The sequence below is a fragment of the Prevotella sp. OH937_COT-195 genome (genome assembly GCF_003932845.1).
In the GTDB taxonomy this organism is placed as follows: Bacteria; Bacteroidota; Bacteroidia; order Bacteroidales; family Bacteroidaceae; genus Prevotella.
On sequence record NZ_RQZH01000017.1, the window covers coordinates 20,635 to 38,867 of the forward strand.

The 18,233-nt window shown below is 48.4% G+C and carries 13 protein-coding genes; 6 read left to right on the forward strand and 7 right to left on the reverse strand.

Going from position 1 to position 18,233, the window contains the following annotated elements; translation table 11 throughout:
- Positions 1-4 precede the first annotated feature (4 nt).
- The 6 genes from EII32_RS07560 to nagB all read right to left on the reverse strand — a co-directional run bounded on the left by EII32_RS07560 (position 5) and on the right by nagB (position 7,608).
- Positions 5-277 (reverse strand): hypothetical protein, encoded by a 273-nt coding sequence (locus tag EII32_RS07560; protein ID WP_125234829.1) that lies wholly within the window; start codon positions 275-277, stop codon positions 5-7.
- Complete coding sequence (locus EII32_RS07565) at positions 274-1,968, reverse strand: OstA-like protein (RefSeq protein ID WP_125234830.1); 1,695 nt, start codon at positions 1,966-1,968, stop codon at positions 274-276. Before EII32_RS07565 ends, EII32_RS07560 begins: the two co-directional genes overlap by 4 nt.
- Positions 1,965-3,428: a peptidylprolyl isomerase gene (locus EII32_RS07570; RefSeq protein ID WP_125234831.1), complete on the reverse strand. Its 1,464-nt coding sequence runs from the start codon at positions 3,426-3,428 to the stop codon at positions 1,965-1,967. Before EII32_RS07570 ends, EII32_RS07565 begins: the two co-directional genes overlap by 4 nt.
- Positions 3,428-4,906 (reverse strand): peptidylprolyl isomerase, encoded by a 1,479-nt coding sequence (locus EII32_RS07575; protein ID WP_233582345.1) that lies wholly within the window; start codon positions 4,904-4,906, stop codon positions 3,428-3,430. The genes EII32_RS07570 and EII32_RS07575 overlap by 1 nt, the downstream gene beginning before the upstream one ends.
- Positions 4,907-4,931: 25 nt before the next feature.
- Positions 4,932-6,410: an IMP dehydrogenase gene (guaB, locus tag EII32_RS07580; RefSeq protein WP_125234832.1), complete on the reverse strand. Its 1,479-nt coding sequence runs from the start codon at positions 6,408-6,410 to the stop codon at positions 4,932-4,934.
- 406 nt (positions 6,411-6,816) lie between these two features.
- The gene (nagB, locus tag EII32_RS07585) at positions 6,817-7,608 is read right to left on the reverse strand and encodes a glucosamine-6-phosphate deaminase (protein ID WP_125234833.1); all 792 of its coding nucleotides are present in this window, start codon (positions 7,606-7,608) and stop codon (positions 6,817-6,819) included.
- A 151-nt stretch (positions 7,609-7,759) separates the two neighbouring features.
- On the opposite strand from nagB, the gene hflX reads away from it, so the two are divergent.
- The 6 genes from hflX (at position 7,760) to EII32_RS07610 (ending at position 17,234) form a co-directional block, all read left to right on the forward strand.
- Positions 7,760-9,019 carry a GTPase HflX gene (hflX, locus tag EII32_RS07590; protein WP_125234834.1) on the forward strand — a complete coding sequence of 420 codons (1,260 nt, stop codon included), beginning with the start codon at positions 7,760-7,762 and terminating at the stop codon, positions 9,017-9,019.
- A gap of 67 nt (positions 9,020-9,086) precedes the next feature.
- Positions 9,087-10,940, forward strand: coding sequence for a DUF4954 family protein (locus EII32_RS07595; RefSeq protein ID WP_125234835.1), 1,854 nt, complete (start codon positions 9,087-9,089; stop codon positions 10,938-10,940).
- A gap of 32 nt (positions 10,941-10,972) precedes the next feature.
- Positions 10,973-13,870, forward strand: coding sequence for a M16 family metallopeptidase (locus EII32_RS07600; RefSeq protein WP_125234836.1), 2,898 nt, complete (start codon positions 10,973-10,975; stop codon positions 13,868-13,870).
- Positions 13,871-13,876: 6 nt separating this feature from the next.
- The gene (locus EII32_RS12720) at positions 13,877-14,008 is read left to right on the forward strand and encodes a hypothetical protein (protein ID WP_255416457.1); all 132 of its coding nucleotides are present in this window, start codon (positions 13,877-13,879) and stop codon (positions 14,006-14,008) included.
- Positions 14,009-14,042: 34 nt separating this feature from the next.
- Positions 14,043-15,689: a fumarate hydratase gene (locus EII32_RS07605; RefSeq protein ID WP_125234837.1), complete on the forward strand. Its 1,647-nt coding sequence runs from the start codon at positions 14,043-14,045 to the stop codon at positions 15,687-15,689.
- Between the two features lie 84 nt (positions 15,690-15,773).
- Positions 15,774-17,234, forward strand: a complete 1,461-nt coding sequence (locus tag EII32_RS07610; protein ID WP_233582346.1) for an ATP-binding protein — start codon at positions 15,774-15,776, stop codon at positions 17,232-17,234.
- A 311-nt stretch (positions 17,235-17,545) separates the two neighbouring features.
- Here the strand turns inward: EII32_RS07610 and EII32_RS07615 are convergent, their stop codons facing one another.
- Positions 17,546-18,226: a nicotinamide mononucleotide transporter family protein gene (locus EII32_RS07615; RefSeq protein WP_125234838.1), complete on the reverse strand. Its 681-nt coding sequence runs from the start codon at positions 18,224-18,226 to the stop codon at positions 17,546-17,548.
- Positions 18,227-18,233 lie beyond the last annotated feature (7 nt).

Genomic DNA, 18,233 nt, shown 5'->3' on the forward strand with positions numbered 1-18,233 from the left:
ATTTTTAAGAAAGAACATATAAAACAGCAAGCAGTATGGCAGTCAAAACGATTGCAATAAACAAGAAATTCGTTCCGTTTCCGGTTTTCTTTCGGTTAAGATGAGCGTTTCCGCTTGTGAAAGAGGCATGAAAATCGTGCTTACGTTTATCTTCCACACTCTTTGCATCTTTCTTTTCAGTCCGTTTCTTCAACTTTTCCGTCATTCTTTTCCTGTCGTCCGCATAAATCATGCGATGTTCGAAACGTCTCGGTCTGCCCTGTCCCGTCCAAATCATAATTCTGTCTCCACGCCTTTTACGGTCTCCACTTTTCCGTCTCGGATTTGCTGCAACGGTGCGGTATGCCGTTTCTGCGGTTTCAGTTTCTCCTCCGCCTTTTTCCCTCTCCGGTTGAATATGTCATTTTTATCAACGGGTCGTATGGCATCGAACCATGCAAATCCGTCGAGTTTCTCCTTTCCCGGCGGTATCTGCGACATGGGATAAGCCGTTCCCTCAGCGCGCGGAGTCCATATTTTTTGCAATTGACCATCCTGCAAAAACATTCTCACAGTGTCTGTCTCAAGATAGTTGAGAAGCATCAGCGAACTATCTTTTTCATCTATCGGATAGAACACAGTGCGCACATTGCCCACAGCCTCTGTCTTATATAGATTTCCATCATCGAAGAAAGCGAACATCTCGTTCGACGACACCTGATTATAATGAATACTGTCATGCAGCATCTCGGTGGAGAATGCTTGTCCGATTACATGCGTACGCTCCACCGTCGAGTCCTTCATAAACACCTCAATTTTTTCTCCGAGTATCTGTCTGTCGTCGTTCCACACTATAGGGTCACGGTACATTGTCATGCAAGAGTCTTTCGTATTATATACAAGCGAGTCGCACACTGCCTGAACATCCTTTCTGTACGCACGCGCCCCCTTGTAGCAGTGTGTCGTACGGAAAACGCTGTCCGTGTCAATATTATATGTATAAAGGCGTATCGTGTCCGAATGAACATAAAGTGTATCATTCTGCGAGAAATCCATCATCAATGCCCTTCGCGTTGCCATCGCCTCCCCCGTACTGTCGTTATACCAGAAATAGTCGCATTCGAGCGAGTTCTTGTTTTCCTTGTCAACATACACTACGTTGTTAAATCCCTCGCTTACCGTCGTTTTCTCATTATAGAAAAGACTGTCCGCGGTAATTTCTTTCTCTCCGTTCATTACTTTGCTACGCCCGAACAGTTGTGTTTGTCCCGTCTTGCTGTTATAAAAACCGGACTTAGTGTCGATGGTGCTTTCACCCGAAACAATGCGCGACGGCCCCACAACCTGTGCCAATGACGAGCGTGTGTCATAATGCAGCGTATCGGTGTTTATCGTTAAATTATCGTTGCGCAAGGTAACGTTGTAGTTGAATACAGCCTTTCTTGTCTTCGTGTCATACTCTCCCCAGTCTGAAACGAGTACATTTTTCTTGTCAACCATTCTCCCCCCTTCGAAGAAATAACCCACGTTGTAGAGTCGGTCATAGTTCAAACTGTCTGTATATAGCGTTGTGCCGCGGTGTTTCAGCACCACATTATGCCGTGCCTCTGCCATTTGGTCGTTCCCGTCGTAATATGCCTCTTCGCTTGTCAGCGACACAGAGTCGCCTTGTACCAGTCTTACATGCCCGTATGCCTCGAACGAGTTCTCTCTGTCATAGAACAATGCGCTGTCGCACCATAACGTGGCTCCTTTGTGGCGGAACTGCACGTTGCCGTTGAGAACCTGTGCCCCCGGAGTATTCGAGGCAAACTGATCATAGTAAAGCACATCGGCATTCACAAGATATATTCTCTCGTCGGTGGTCTTCCTCCTCTTATGTTTGCGCGGCCCGCTGCTCATTGCACAAAGAGCGAACAGGCATAGAACCACAAATATGATGATTCTATGCCCTGCGAACATTTGTATTACTTTATTAAAAGCCGTCATTTTACCCAGCCTTCATATTCAAAATCACAACTGCGGTAACGGTCGTTCATGCGGACATACGTTGTTCTAAGTTTTTCCTTCACCCATGCCTTGAGACATTCATCTCTCCGTTTTGCCATTACCACGTCTTTCATAACTTGAAAATCTTCCGTTATCGTGGCACGATGTCCTTCTATTTTCGACTTAAGTTTTATAATCGCGCACACCGTCTTACCCTTGTCGTTCACCATCTCGAAAGCCTTCGAAACCTCTCCCTGGGACATGTTTTCAACGGCTCTTGCCACCTCTCTCGGCAAATCTTTCATGCGGAATCGCGATGTGCGCCCCATCTCCGAGTAGTTAGCCATCAGTCCGTGGTTGTTTTTCGTGTCTTTGTCGTCAGACACATACAACGCCGCTTCGTCGAAAGAGAATTTCCCGTTGCGTATATCCGTCCCGATTGAATCGAGCATTGTGACAGCCTCATCGACAGACGCACGGCTCACGCGAGGCTTCAACAATATGTGGCGGCACTTTATTTTGTCGCCTCTCTTGTCCATAAGTTGTATGATGTGGAAGCCGAATTCCGTTTCCACAATCTTTGAAATCTTGCCCGGGTCGGTAAGATTGAATGCCACGGAAGCAAATGCCGGGTCGAGCGTTCCACGTCCGGCATAGTCGAGTTCGCCGCCTTGACGTGCCGACCCGGGGTCTTCCGAGTATAGTCGTGCCAATGTTGCGAACGTAGTCTCGCCGCTTGTGACACGCTCCGTGAACGAGCGCAGCCTGTCTTTCACGCGGTTCAGTTCTTCCTGTTCCACTTTCGGTTGCCGCGTTATTATCTGCACTTCCACCTCTGTCGGCACAAACGGTACGCTGTCAACCGGCAGATGTTTGAAATATGCACGCACGTCGGCAGGCGACACGCTTACGTTGCTCACTATCTTCTCCTTCATTCTCTCCACCAACTGTCGGTCTCGATACTCGTCACGCATCTGCACTCTCATCTGTGTAAGTGTCTGATTGCGGTATTCTTCCAATTTCTCCCGTCCTCCGGCGGCATTGATGAGATAGTTTATCTGTTGTTCAACGCCCTGCGTGATGTCGGTCTCGCTCACTTCGATGCTGTCTATGGCAGCCTGATGCAGATACAGTTTCTGTACGGCAATCAGTTCCGGTATGGCACAATCGGGGTCTCCGTTCAGTTTGACTCCCTCCATTGCCGCCTGCAGTCGCATTACTTCGACTTCCGATTTCAGTATCGGCTCGTCTCCAACCACCCATATAACCTCGTCAACCACAGACTTTTCGTTAATCGTCTGTGTGTCATCGGCAGTCACGGCGGAATCGGCAGGCGCATAGTCTGTCGCCCCGGTGCGGTTTCCCTTACCTTCGGCAATCCATCCCGAGCGTGCCGTCATGCTTGCCGCAAGAGCGAAAATCGCGGTTGCGGCAAGTACAATTTTCTTTGATGTTCTCATCAGTCATGTTTGTTTACGGTGTCCAGAACGTCATCGTTCACCACCACTGTATATCTCTTGCGCAGTTCGCCTATCCACGCTTTCTCCATCTCTTCCTGATAATCGGAGGTGACTAATCCGCGCACATCTTCGAAACACTCCGGCCCTTTCTTCAAAATTTTGCCGAAAGTGGCATCTATGGGATAATCTTTCATCGGTGTGACAACAGTGTCTTTCTTAAACACCATTTTGTCTATGACGGCATTTTCGCCTTCTTTGAAGATCCCTTTCTCCACGCGTATGCGTATAACCGAGTCGGCGTTGAACGTGACACGCAGTTTGTCTGCCCACTCATCGAACGGCAGTCCCTTGACACATTTCGCCACGGCCTTCTTGTCTGCCTCGTCCTTAACATGGTAAGCCATGCCTTTGAAGCGAGGTTTGTCCCACGCATACCGTTTCTTGTTCTTCTTGAAGAACTTCTTCAGCCCCTTCTCGTCATTAGCCGCTTTATCCCAAACGGTTCTACTGCTTATCTCGTATAACAACAATCCGTCGTGATATTCGCGTATCAGGTTCTTCATGTCAGAGTCCGAAGCCGACAATTCTGCGGTTCTTCTGTCGAGCATGCTCATCTCTTCTTTCTCCAATTTCGCTTTCTGCTCGTCTGCGAGATTGTCGATACTGTCTTTCAGTCCGAGTTTTTCGGCTGCCAGTTCTTTCAGTCTTCTCTCTGCAACAATATCGCGCAAGTTGCGGTTTTCCATCCATTTCATTATGTCCGTTCGTTCCTCCTCGAACGGTTTCAAGAACTTGCGCTGATGCATCTTCACTATAATATATCCCATCGGCATCAGGAACGGGCGGCTCATCTCTCCGTCTTTCAGTGCGAACAATTGGTTGGCAAACTCCTCGGGCAACCTACTTCTCGTCACCGGCGGCATCTGTCCGTCACGCATTGCCGTAGCCTTGTCATCGGAATGTGTGCGTGCCATCTCCGCAAAGTCGGCACCACCGAGCAAAGCACTGTATATGGAGTCTGTACGCATTCTCTGTTTTTCCTGTTCTGCCATGGGTGCATCTGGACTTAACGCGAACAGTATATACGAAGCAAGAGCCTGTCCGTCTGGCCCTATCTGCTCTACCGTGGAGTCGTATATGTCGCGAGCCTCTTTCTCCATCATCTCGTCTGTGGCGAACGTTGGTCGCACCTGCTGATTGCGATAACCGAGGAACTCTTCTTTGAATGACGTGAGCGTATCGAGACGCGCATCAAGAGCCGCCTGAACTTTCAGTTTGTAATTAACGAAAAGTTCTACGTATTCCTTAACCGTTTTCTTGTCTATCACTCCGTCGGAATTATTCTTGTTGTACGAATATTCAAACTCCGAACGACTGACCGGCTGCCCTGCCACTGTCATTATCACAGGGTCTTCGCTCTGTGCAAATGCCATCGCCCCCACTAAGAGCATGGCTGTTGCGAGAAATGTCTTTTTCATTATTATAATATCCTTATACTTATTTTTATTCCATGCGCGAGTAATTCGGTGCCTCGCTGGTTATCGTTATGTCGTGAGGGTGACTCTCCATCACTCCCGCATTTGTGATACGTGTGAATTTGGCATTGTGAAGCGCGTTGATGGATTGTGCTCCGCAATATCCCATTCCCGAGCGCAATCCGCCCGTCAGTTGGTAGATCACTTCCTGCAGTGTTCCCTTGTATGGCACCCGTCCCGCAATTCCTTCGGGTACGAGTTTTTTAACGTCTTTCGTGCCTGCTTGGAAATATCGGTCTTTCGAGCCGTTCTCCATCGCCTCGAGCGACCCCATTCCGCGGTAACTCTTGAACTTTCTTCCGTTGAATATTATTGTGTCGCCGGGACTTTCTTCCGTTCCTGCCACGAGCGAACCTATCATCACCGAACTGCCTCCTGCCGCAAGAGCCTTTACCACATCGCCAGAATAACGCAGTCCGCCATCGGCTATGAGCGGAACGCCCGTTCCCGACAATGCGCTGAACACGTCATATACGGCACTGAGTTGCGGGACTCCCACGCCTGCCACCACTCGTGTGGTGCATATCGAACCCGGCCCTATGCCCACTTTCACACAGTCGGCTCCATTCTCTACGAGCATACGTGCCGCCTCTCCGGTGGCAACATTTCCCACCACGATATCCACGTTTGGGAAAGAAGCCTTTGCCTCGAGCAATTTCTCTATCACAGACTTTGAGTGCCCGTGTGCAGTGTCTATCACTATTGCGTCTGCGCCGGCTTCCACGAGAGCCTGCATGCGGTCGAGGGTATCTTCGGTCACCCCCACTCCTGCCGCGACTCTCAGTCTTCCTTTGCTGTCCTTGCATGCCATGGGTTTATCCTTGGCCTTGGTAATATCCTTGTATGTTATGAGTCCCACCAATCGGTTGTCCTTGTCAACCACCGGCAGTTTCTCTATCTTGTTTGCCTGAAGAATCTCTGCTGCGGCGTCAAGGTCGGTCTGCTGGTGTGTCGTCACGAGATTATCCTTTGTCATAACCTCGTCTATCTTTTTGTCGAGACGTCTCTCGAAGCGCAGGTCACGGTTTGTCACGATACCCACGAGACGGTTGTCCTCATCAACAACCGGTATTCCCCCGATATGATATTCTGCCATCATTTCCAGCGCGTCACTCACACATCGTCCTTTCTGAATGGTTACCGGGTCGTATATCATTCCGTTTTCGGCACGTTTCACTATTGCCACCTCGCGCGCCTGAGCCTCTATCGGCATATTCTTGTGTATCACGCCTATACCTCCCTCTCGTGCAATGGCAATCGCCATGGCACTTTCGGTCACGGTATCCATAGCCGCCGTAACAAACGGTATGTTCAACGGTATGTTCCTCGAGAACATGGTTTTCAACTCCACCGTCTTCGGCAGCACTTCGGAATAAGCGGGAATAAGCAGGACATCGTCGAAAGTGAGACCGTCCATAACTATTTTATCTGCAACAAATGATGACATATATATCGTATATCTTTTAAAAAATTATTGCGTGCAAAAATAAGCATTTTTTTTCAAACATCGCACGCTTTTCGACATTTTATTATGAGATTAATTCAATTTAACGCGCGAAAAGGCGGAAGTGAGATGGTTTTTATCATTGGTAAGAGGTGCTCGTCCTACGCAGTTGGAGAGTTGGGACAACAATTCCGCACATCAGAACATTAACAAAAAGCATTGTCTCAACTTATGTATTTTCAAGTCATTCAAGAGTATTTCGCAACGTTTCAAAGAATTTCCGCCACCCCACATCTGCCGAAACAAGAATCAAAACCGGCAGTTTTAATTCTCAATTTCGCCTGTTTTGCTTTCCAAAACAGGCGAAATTGCAAAAGACATGGTGGTTTGTCACCATGCGGAATGTATGTTACAGATTGTTTTTCTCTATTCCCTTAAAATATTTGTAAGTACCCACTTTCAGTTCGTCGGCAGCAGGGTCGTCGCAAACTATTATGCCGTTGCGGTGCATCTGCAATGCACTGATTGTCCAAGCATGGTTAACGGGACCTTCCACTGCGGCCTGCAAGGCGCGTGCCTTGTGATGCCCGTTGACAAGAATCATTACTTCGTCGGCATCCATAACCGTCGCGACGCCCACTGTAAGGGCTTGCACGGGAACTTTATCGACATCGTTTCCGAAAAAGCGCGAATTGGCAATGATTGTATCTTCGGCAAGTGTCTTCACACGAGTTCGCGATGCGAGCGACGAATAAGGTTCGTTGAATGCTATGTGACCGTCGGGACCTATGCCTCCGATAAAAAGATTCACGCCTCCAGCTTCGGCTATCATCTCCTCGTATCGTTCACATTCCGCTTCAAGGTCGTCTGCATTGCCGTTGAGTATGTGTATGTTCTCCTTCGGGCAGTCGATGTGGTCAAAAAAATTGCGTGCCATGAACGAGTGGTAACTCTCGGGGTGACTCTCCGGCAGTCCCACGTATTCGTCCATGTTGAAAGTTATCACATTGCCGAACGAGACGCGCCCCTCGCGGCATGCCTTTACCAATTCCGCATACATTCCTTCCGGCGAAGAACCGGTGGGAAGACCGAGTACGAACGGCCTTTCTTTGGTGGGTTTGAAGACATTTATTCTCTCAATAACATGATTGGCAGCCCATTCCGACATGCGTTTATAATCGGGCTCTATTATCAATCTCATAAAAATACTTTTTAAACGTGCTGCAAAAATAATATTTTTGTAAAAAACCGACAAGAAAAGACTTGTTTTTCTTATAAAAACAAAAGCATTTCTTGGCATTTCACGGAATTATTAGTAATTTTGTCGCGGTCATAGAATTGTTTTTTATTTAATGAAAGAATTTGTAATATCCGAGGCAAAGACCGAGACCGCGATACTCGTGGGAATCATAACGAGGGAGCAGGACGAGACGAAGACCAAAGAATATCTCGACGAATTGGAGTTTCTCGTGGACACCGCGGGGGCAGTGTGCGTTAAACGTTTCACGCAGAAAATGGTCGCTCCTAGCCAGACAACATACGTAGGCAAAGGAAAACTCGAGGAAATAAAACAATACATACAAAACGAAGAAGACAACGAGCGGGAAGTGGGCATGGTTGTATTCGACGACGAACTTTCTGCAAAACAGATACGAAATATTGAGAAAGAACTGAAAGTAAAGATACTCGACCGCACATCGCTCATTCTCGACATTTTTGCCATGAGGGCGCAGACGGCAAACGCCAAGACACAGGTGGAACTGGCACAATACCGCTACATGCTTCCGCGACTGCAACGACTGTGGACTCACCTCGAACGTCAGGGCGGCGGCTCCGGCTCGGGAGGAGGAAAAGGAAGTGTGGGACTGCGCGGTCCCGGAGAGACGCAGTTGGAGATGGACCGCCGCATTATCCTACAACGTATCACGCTGCTGAAACAGCGACTCGCGGAGATTGACAAACAGAAGACAACACAGCGAAAAAACCGCGGGCGACTTATCCGGGTGGCTCTCGTGGGATATACCAACGTGGGAAAATCGACCATGATGAATCTTCTGTCGAAAAGCAACGTGTTTGCAGAGAACAAACTCTTTGCCACGCTCGACACCACGGTGCGCAAAGTGGTGGTGGAAAACCTGCCGTTCCTGCTCGCCGACACCGTAGGATTTATCCGGAAACTGCCCACCGACCTTGTGGACTCGTTCAAATCGACGCTCGACGAGGTGCGCGAGGCCGACATGTTGGTACATGTTGTGGATATTTCGCACACGGATTTCGAGGAACAGATAGACGTGGTTAACAACACTCTGAAAGAACTCGGAGCTGCCGACAAACCACAGATGATTGTATTTAACAAAACAGATGCATACAAATGGGTGGACAAAGAGGAAGACGACCTTACCCCGGCGACAAGAGAGAACATAACGCTAAACGAACTGCAGAAGACATGGATGGCAAAAATGAACGACGATTGTTTGTTCATATCGGCAAAGGAAAGAATCAACATCGACCTTCTGCGCGACAGACTGTATGCCAAGGTTAAACAACTTCATGTGCAGAAATATCCGTACAACGATTTCCTTTACGAGCAGTACGAGGAAACCGAGAGTTGAGGGGTTAAAGCAACGGAGGCAAGACAATAATAATATTCAACAGTGAAGAATACAGATATAGCAATCTATGAGCCATTATAGGAAACTTACGGAAGAGGAAATCGAAATTCTTGAGAACAACAACTGTTGGGCCGAGGATTGGTCTGCAATAGACGTGGCAGAGGATTTCATGCCGAAATACGTTAAAAACGCGGTGTTCTACGGCATAGTGAGGCTGGGGGTGTTCGAGAAGAACATAGAGGTGAGCCGCGGTTTCTTCAAACACTCGGGCATATACCGCGCAACATTGCGCAATGTATCGGTGGGCGATGACTGTTTGATAGAAAACATAAGCAATTTCATAAACAACTACACAATAGGAAACGGGTGCTATATATCGAACGTGTGCACCATGGAAACTACCGAGGGGGCTGCTTTCGGACAAGGAAACCTCGTGTCGGTGCTAAACGAGGTGGGCGACGGCAACGTGGTGCTGTTCGGCAATCTCAACTCGCAGTTTGCGGCATTCATGGTAAAACATTTCGGTGACAAGGGGATAAAGAACGCCATACGCCGACTCGTGGACGAAGATTTCAGGCTGCACACACCCGACCGCGGCACGATTGGCAACGACGTTAAGATTGTTAACACGAAAGAGATTACGAACACGATAGTAAAAGACGCTGCCGAGATTGACGGTGCGGCACGCCTGAGCGACTGCTCCATAATGAGTTCCCCGAACAACAGCGTGTATATCGGAACGGGCGTAATATGCGAAAACTCGATAATAAGCGATGGCTCGAGCATAATAAACAGTGTCAAGATGCAGGACTGTTTCGTAGGAGAAGCATGCCAGATAAGCAACGGCTTCACCGCATCGGCGAGCGTGTTCTTCGCCAATTCGTACATGGCGAACGGTGAGGCATGCGCCGCGTTCTGCGGTCCGTTCTCGGCAAGTCACCACAAGAGTTCGCTGCTTATAGGCGGCCAGTTCTCGTTCTACAATGCCGGCTCGGCAACCAATTTCTCGAACCACGCATACAAGATGGGGCCGATGCACTACGGAATACTCGAAAGAGGAACAAAGACTGCAAGCGGATGCTACCTGCTGATGCCGGCAAACATCGGTACGTTCTCGGTGTGCTTCGGCAAGTTGATGCACCACCCCGACACACGCGATTTGCCGTTCTCGTACCTAATATCATACAACGACGACATGTACCTCGTACCGGGACGAAACATAACTACCGTGGGACTGTACCGAGACATACGCAAATGGCCAAAGCGTGACATGCGCCCGCAAGAGTGCCATAAAAGCATCGTAAACTTCGATTGGCTCTCACCGTTCTCCGTCGGAGGAATTCTACGTGGAAAGAAAATACTCGAAGACCTGCGAAAAGCATCGGGGAAAAACGTTTCGGAATATATATATCACGAGTATCTCATAAAAGGTTCGTCACTCGAAAAAGGCATAAAATACTACGACATCGCGCTGCACATATACATGGGAGCCGTGATGAAACGGGTAATGAAGAGCGGAATGTTCGGCATTCCGTTGACCAACACGGGCATCGGCAAATGGAACGACCTTGCCGGACTGTTGCTGCCCGAAAGCGAAGAACAGCGACTCATTGACGACATAAAGAATGGCACTTTGTCCGACATTGACCAAGTAATAAACCGTTTCGCAGAAATAAACGAACACTACCGCGAATACCAATGGGCATGGACATACCGGCTGATACTTGATTACTACGGACTCGACCATATATCGGAGACAGACATCGAGCGTATCCGCAAAGACTACATAAAAGCGCGGCGAGCATGGATTGCCGAGATACGCAAAGATGCCGAGAACGAATATGCAATGGGAGACGTGGAAGAGAGTGTTTTCGAGAATTTCATAAACAGTCTCGACCATGAGACAGATTTCGAAGATTAAACAATAAAATCATAAACCTAAGTATTATCAAAATGAAAAAAACACTAACTTTCTTACTGCTATTGCTGTGCATGGCGGCAAGTGCGAAGGACTACAAGTACCAAACGGTACCCGGAGACCTTCTGAAGACCCGCATCTACACGCTGGACAACGGTCTTAAGATTTACCTGTCGGTAAACAACGAGAAACCGAGAATTCACACTTACATCGCAGTGCGAACCGGTTCGAAGAACGACCCGTCGGAAACTACGGGACTGGCTCACTACCTCGAACACATCATGTTCAAAGGGACTAAGAGTTTCGGTACGTCAAATCCCGAGGCAGAGGCTCCTTATCTCGACCAAATAGAACGCTTGTACGAGGAATATCGCACCATTACCGACCCGCAAATGCGCCGCCGGAAATACCACGAGATTGACTCGGTATCGCAGATTGCCGCCAAGTATTTCATTCCAAACGAATACGATAAACTGATGGCAACCATCGGAGCGCAGGCCACAAATGCCTATACATCTAACGACGTGACATGCTATACGGAAGACATTCCGTCGAACGAGGTAGAAAACTGGGCAAAGATTCAGAGCGACCGCTTCCGTAACATGGTGATACGCGGCTTCCACACCGAACTCGAAGCAGTGTATGAGGAGTACAACATCGGTCTTGCACAAGATGTCCGTAAGATGTTCGATGCACTCGGCGCAAAACTGTTCCCGGGTCATCCCTACGGAACGCAAAACACCATCGGTACACAGGCGCACCTGAAAAACCCGTCGATAACGAACATAAAACGCTACTTCGAAAAGTGGTACCGCCCCAACAACGTTGCCATCTGCATGGCAGGTGATTTCAACCCCGACGAGGTGGTGGCGATAATAGAAAAATATTTCGGCGAATGGGAACCGGGAGACGACGTGCGCCAACCGGTTTTCGCACAGCCGAAAAAGATAACGAATCCGACAGATACCACCGTGTTGGGTAAAGAGGCTGCCAACTTGTGGTTGGGATGGCGATTCGACAAGGGTGCATCGCTGCAGACAGACACGCTCGGACTGGTAAGCAATCTGCTGTATAACGGTACCGCAGGACTCATCGACCTTAACCTCAACCAGAGCATGAAAGTGCTCGGTGCATGGGCAGGCGACGAGGCATTTATGGACGGCTCGTTATTCATCATGGGCGGAACACCGAACGAGGGACAGACACTGAAAGAGGTGCGCAGCCTGCTGCTCGGCGAAATTGAGAAACTCAAAAGGGGCGAGTTCGGCGAAGAACTGCTGCAAGCCGTGATAGACAACATGAAACTTAATTTCTACACAAGGATTGAATCGAACCGCAGACGTGCCGACATGTTCGTTGACGCATTCATAATAGGCAAACCGTGGGAACAGGAAGTGGGCTGGCTCGACCGCATATCGGCAATCAAGAAACAGGATATTATAGATTTCTGCAAACGTCACTTCAATCAAAACTATGTAACAATATTCAAAGAAGAAGGCGAAGACCCGAACATAAAACCCGTTGATAAACCCGAGATAACGGAAATACCTACCAACCGCGACATGATGAGCGACTTTGTAAAGGAGATACAGAATACAAATGTGAAACCGATAAAGCCGCAATTCGTCAACTTCAAACGCGACCTGACATTCGGCAAGACTAAAAAGAACCTGCCGATGATTTACCTGCATAACTCCGAAAACGGACGCTTCCAACTCGGCTATCAATTTGATTTGGGCAGCGAGAACGACATGAGATACAGTTATGCGGCACAATACCTGCAACTCGTGGGGACAGACAAGATGACCGCAGAAGAGGTGAAACAGAAATTCTATAACCTCGCATGCGATTTCAATGTCAGCGTAGGATACAACGGCACGAGAATAAACCTCAGCGGACTCGACGAGAACATGCCCAAGGCTGTGGCACTGCTCGAAAACTTGATAATGAACGCACGCGCCGACAAAGACGTGTGGAACCAGTTCATTGAACAGGAAGCAAAGCAGAGAGCTGACAACAAGAAGGATCAGAAAGCAAACTTCAGCGCACTGACAAACTACGGAATGTACGGCGAGTACAACCCCACACGCAACGACATAAGCATCGAAGACCTGCGAAAGGCAGACCCGCAGGCAATGCTCGACATGCTGAAGCAAATGCTGAAATATGAGCACACATTATTATATTATGGTCCTTCGAGCAAGGAGGCACTGACTGCTGTAATAGACAAGAACCACAAGACAGCCAAGAAATTGTTGCCAACTGCCGAGGGAAAACGTTATGTCAAGCAGACTACCCCGCAGAACGAGATTATCATAGCGCCATACGATGCACAGAACATATACATGATAATGTATCACAACGAGAACCGCCCGTGGAATCAGGACGAACTCGCAGTGTCGTCGTTATTCGACGAATACTTCGGAGGCAGCATGAACTCGATTGTTTTCCAGGAATTGCGCGAGGCACGCGGACTGGCATACAGTGCCGGCGCTAATTACAATTTGCCATGGCGCAAGGGCGATTTCGAAGATTTCAATACATTTATCATCACGCAGAATGACAAGATGATGGACTGCATCAAACAGTTCAACGCCATTCTCGACACCGTACCACAGAGCGAGGCTGCATTCAACATAGCAAAGGATGCGCTGAAAAAGAAACTCGAAAGCCGCCGTATAACGAAATTCAGTCTGATAAACAAATACATCTCGAACAAGTATCTCGACATCGACTACGACATAAGCGAACGCATATACAACGGTCTTGACAAAGTGACAATGCAGGACATTGTTGACTACGAGAAACGTTTGATGGCAAACAAGACATACCGTTACCTCATTCTCGGCAACGAAAAGGCACTCAACATGGACGCTCTCGGCAAGATAGCACCCGTGAAACGAGTTTCCACCGAGATGATATTCGGATTTTGACAAAGATTGCATGAGAGACAAAACAGCAACGAAAGAGTAGCACGAAACGATAAGGGGGAAACGGGAATGCCGCGACAGGCAAAATGTTTCAAGGTGTTCCCGCTATCCCCTGCTCTTTCGCTGCACTCTCCACACTGAAAAAACATATTCATTATTTACATCAATAAACATTATGGCAAACACACCCGAGTTCAAGTATGCTCCCATGTTCCAGTTGGGAAAAGACACTACGGAATACCGCTTGCTCTCAAAAGAGGGGGTAAGCGTAAGCGAATTTGAAGGAAACAAGATTCTGAAAGTAAGCAAGGAAGCCCTTACCATGCTCTCGCAACAGGCTTTCCACGATGTGGAGTTCATGCTGCGCCGCGAACACAACATGCAGGTGGCTGCGATACTCAGCGACCCAGAAGCATCTGAAAACGACAAATATGTGGCATTGCAGTTCCTGCGCAACGCCGAGACGGCATGCAAGGGCGTTCTGCCTTTCTGCCAAGATACCGGAACGGCGATTATCCACGGCGAGAAAGGACAGCAGGTGTGGACAGGATTCGACGATGAAGAGGCACTCTCGAGAGGTGTATATAACACCTTTACCGAAGACAATCTGCGCTACTCGCAGAACGCACCGCTCAACATGTACGATGAAATCAACACCCGTTGCAATCTCCCCGCGCAGATAGACATAGAGGCAGTGGAGGGCGACGAGTACCGATTCGTAATGGTGGCAAAGGGCGGAGGCTCGGCAAACAAGACCTACTTCTACCCCATGACCAAAGCAACGATACAGAACGAGAGCACATTGCTGCCTTTCCTCGTAGAGAAAATGAAAAGCCTCGGCACCGCAGCATGCCCGCCTTATCACATCGCATTCGTCATAGGAGGAACTTCGGCGGAGAAAAATCTGCTTACGGTGAAACTCGCAAGTATAAAGTACTACGACAATCTCCCCACCACAGGCGATGAGACCGGACGTGCATTCCGCGACACAGACCTTGAGGAGAAACTGCTCGCAGAGGCTCACAAAATCGGTCTCGGGGCACAGTTCGGAGGCAAGGCTCTCGCCCACGACATACGCATAGTACGCCTGCCACGCCACGGTGCAAGCTGCCCCATCGGCATGGGAGTGAGTTGTTCTGCCGACCGCAACATCAAAGCGAAAATAAACAAAGACGGTATATGGCTCGAAAAAATGGACGACAACCCAACGGAACTTATCCCGGAGGAATATCGCAAGCCGGGAGAAGGAGCCAAAGGAATTGAAATAGATCTCGACAAAGGCATCGACAGCGTTCGTGCGGAATTGTCGAAATATCCCGTAAGCACCCGCGTCAACCTGAAAGGAACAATCATCGTGGCACGCGACATTGCCCATGCCAAACTCAAGGCACGACTCGATGCCGGCGAAGAGATGCCCTCCTATTTCAAGGATTACCCCATACTATATGCCGGACCGGCAAAGACACCCGAGGGATACCCATGCGGCTCGATGGGACCGACCACAGCCAACCGCATGGATACTTATGTTGATGAGTTCCAAGCCAACGGAGCATCGCTCGTGATGATAGCCAAAGGCAACCGTACACAAGCCGTAACAGACGCTTGCCAAAAGCACGGCGGTTTCTACTTGGGCACCATAGGCGGTGCGGCCGCAGTGCTGTCACAGACGAGCATAAAATCGATAGAATGTGTTGAATATCCCGAACTCGGCATGGAGGCGATATGGAAGATTACCGTGGAGGACTTCCCCGCATTCATACTTGTTGACGACAAAGGCAACGATTTCTTCAAACAGTTGAAGCCTTGGAAATGCGGTTGCTAAGCAAGCAACGACAATACATGAAAAAGCCCCTCGGCAACGAGGGGCTATATGTTTACACAAAAGACATAGTAACAAGGTTAACGAATGGATACTATTTCAACGAGTAAAAACATAAGGAAACTCTCCATCGGCAAACGTGTCTTCATTCTGATAATATCGTTGTTCGTACTCGTAATCTTCTCGTTTGTGTTCTTGTACAAGTCTAACGACAACAAGAACCGCATAGAGAAGATAAACCAAAGACTGCAAGATTACAACGACCGAATGTATGAGGTATTGAAACTGCAAAGCAACAACGGAAACATTGCCGACAAAAGCATAATAACGGAATATGTCAGGACGCACCCGCTGAAAGACATGCGAATAACAATAATAAAAGATGACGGGACGGTTATCTTCGACAGTCAACACAAAGACCCGACCGTGATACGGAACCACGCCGACAGACAAGAGTTCCAAAAGGCACTGAAAGAAGGTCGCGGATACGACATAAGCAGGGCAAGCACAACGGTAAAAGGCAAGTTTTTCTATTCCGCGACATACTATCCGGCAGAGTCTTTGGTAATACGCACTGCACTGCCGTTCGACAAAGACCTCGGGAAAGACCTCTCCACAGACATCGTATTCATGGCAATATCGGTAATCGCACTGATAGTGGTATCGTTATCGCTATACCGTTTCATGCACAAGATGAGCAACAATGTTACGCAACTGAGACTATTCGCCGAAAAGACAGACAAAAACGAAACAATAAACGTTGAGGAACTTGCGAAATTCTCAAACGACGAACTCGGAGAAATATCGGAACATATCGTGAGACTTTACATACGACTACAGAAGACCAAGAAAGAACAGAACATACTGAAACGGCAACTCACACAAAACATTGCGCACGAACTGAAAACACCGATAGCAAGCATCGAAGGCTACTTGGAAACAATACTCGGTTCGCCCGACATGGACAAAGAGACACGAACACGCTTCTTGGAGAGATGTTACGACCAAAGCATACGACTGGAAAGTCTCGTCAACGACATCTCTGCCCTCAACCGTATGGACGACGGCATTTCAAACATACAGTTTGTCGTGGTGGACATAGCACAACAGATACACAAAATTGAAAACGAAGTGGCACTCGAACTCGAGAAAAGAAAAATGAAATTGTGTCTGAATATACCGGACACGATGCCCATGAACGGAAATCCGTCGCTAATATACAGCATTTTCCGCAACCTTACCGACAATGCAGTGACATATTCGGGAGAAAACACCACAATCACCATATACGCAAAGGAGAGCAACGACCGCAGTGCATACCGGTTCCGTTTCAGCGACAACGGCATCGGTGTCCCCGAGCGACATCTCGAGCGTTTGTTCGAGCGTTTCTACAGAGTGGATAAAGGGAGAAGCCGGAAACTCGGAGGAACCGGACTCGGACTGTCGATAGTGAAGAATGCAGTAATCGCGCACGGCGGAGAAATAAGCGTGAACAACAATCCCGCGGGCGGACTTTTTTTCACTTTCTCGCTGCCAAAGAACATGTAAAGCAGATTCCGCAAATTACTATGATGAACATGTCTTCACTATTAATTTCATGTTTCAGACAATCTTTTGAAAACCAATTTACGGAATCCATCTTAAACCCAAATCGGTCATTAGACCGCATTTGCTTAGATTTGCTATTGCCGTTATGCTTCCCAACAGCTTTAGCCCGCTTGCTGACATCTGCGCAGCCGTTTCATCCCGACGTAGCCCGCTACGCCTTATATGAAACGGCTGCGCATCTGCTCAACAATCGGACAAAATCGGTTGAGGCTTCTAATGACCGATTTGGGTTTAAAGAACAATGCGAAGCATCAATGCTCTGCCATCATGCTCCGCCACTTGCGGTATCCAAATACGGCAATTATCACATACAAGGCATAAAGCGATGCCTTGAAAGGAATATCCTTACCAACGTACATCACGGCAGTAACCACATCCACGACAATCCATATAAGCCACTGCTCTACGTATTTTCGTGCCAATGCCCACAGCGCGACGAAACTTAAAGCATTGGTAAAGGCATCGGCAACCGGCCACAGACTGTTGACATATTCCTCGCGCGTATTGATTACCTCCACCAAAAGAAAATAAACGGCTGCCCACGACACGAAGAAGAATGCCACCGAAGACAATATGTGCCTGCGGCGGAAATGAGTTATGGAGTATTCGCCAGGCGATGAGCCATGAAAACCTACCGCCCTTTCTCCGCCTTGCTCCGAATGCGCTTCCGCTATGCCGTCGGCATACAGCCGTGCCTTATGCTGCTTGTATTTCCACAATGCGAAACCGTAAATTGAGGCAAGTGTGTAGTATGCCGCCATGCCGGCATCGCCGTAAAGACCGTGCGACCAATATAAATAAATGTCGAGAGCCGGCATTATCACACTTACCACCCACAGTGCTATGTGGGCACGGTACTCGAGCCAGATGTATATCAGTCCGAGTACCGTGGTAAGAATGTCAAGCCAGTGAGATACGATGAAGTCGTACATAATAATA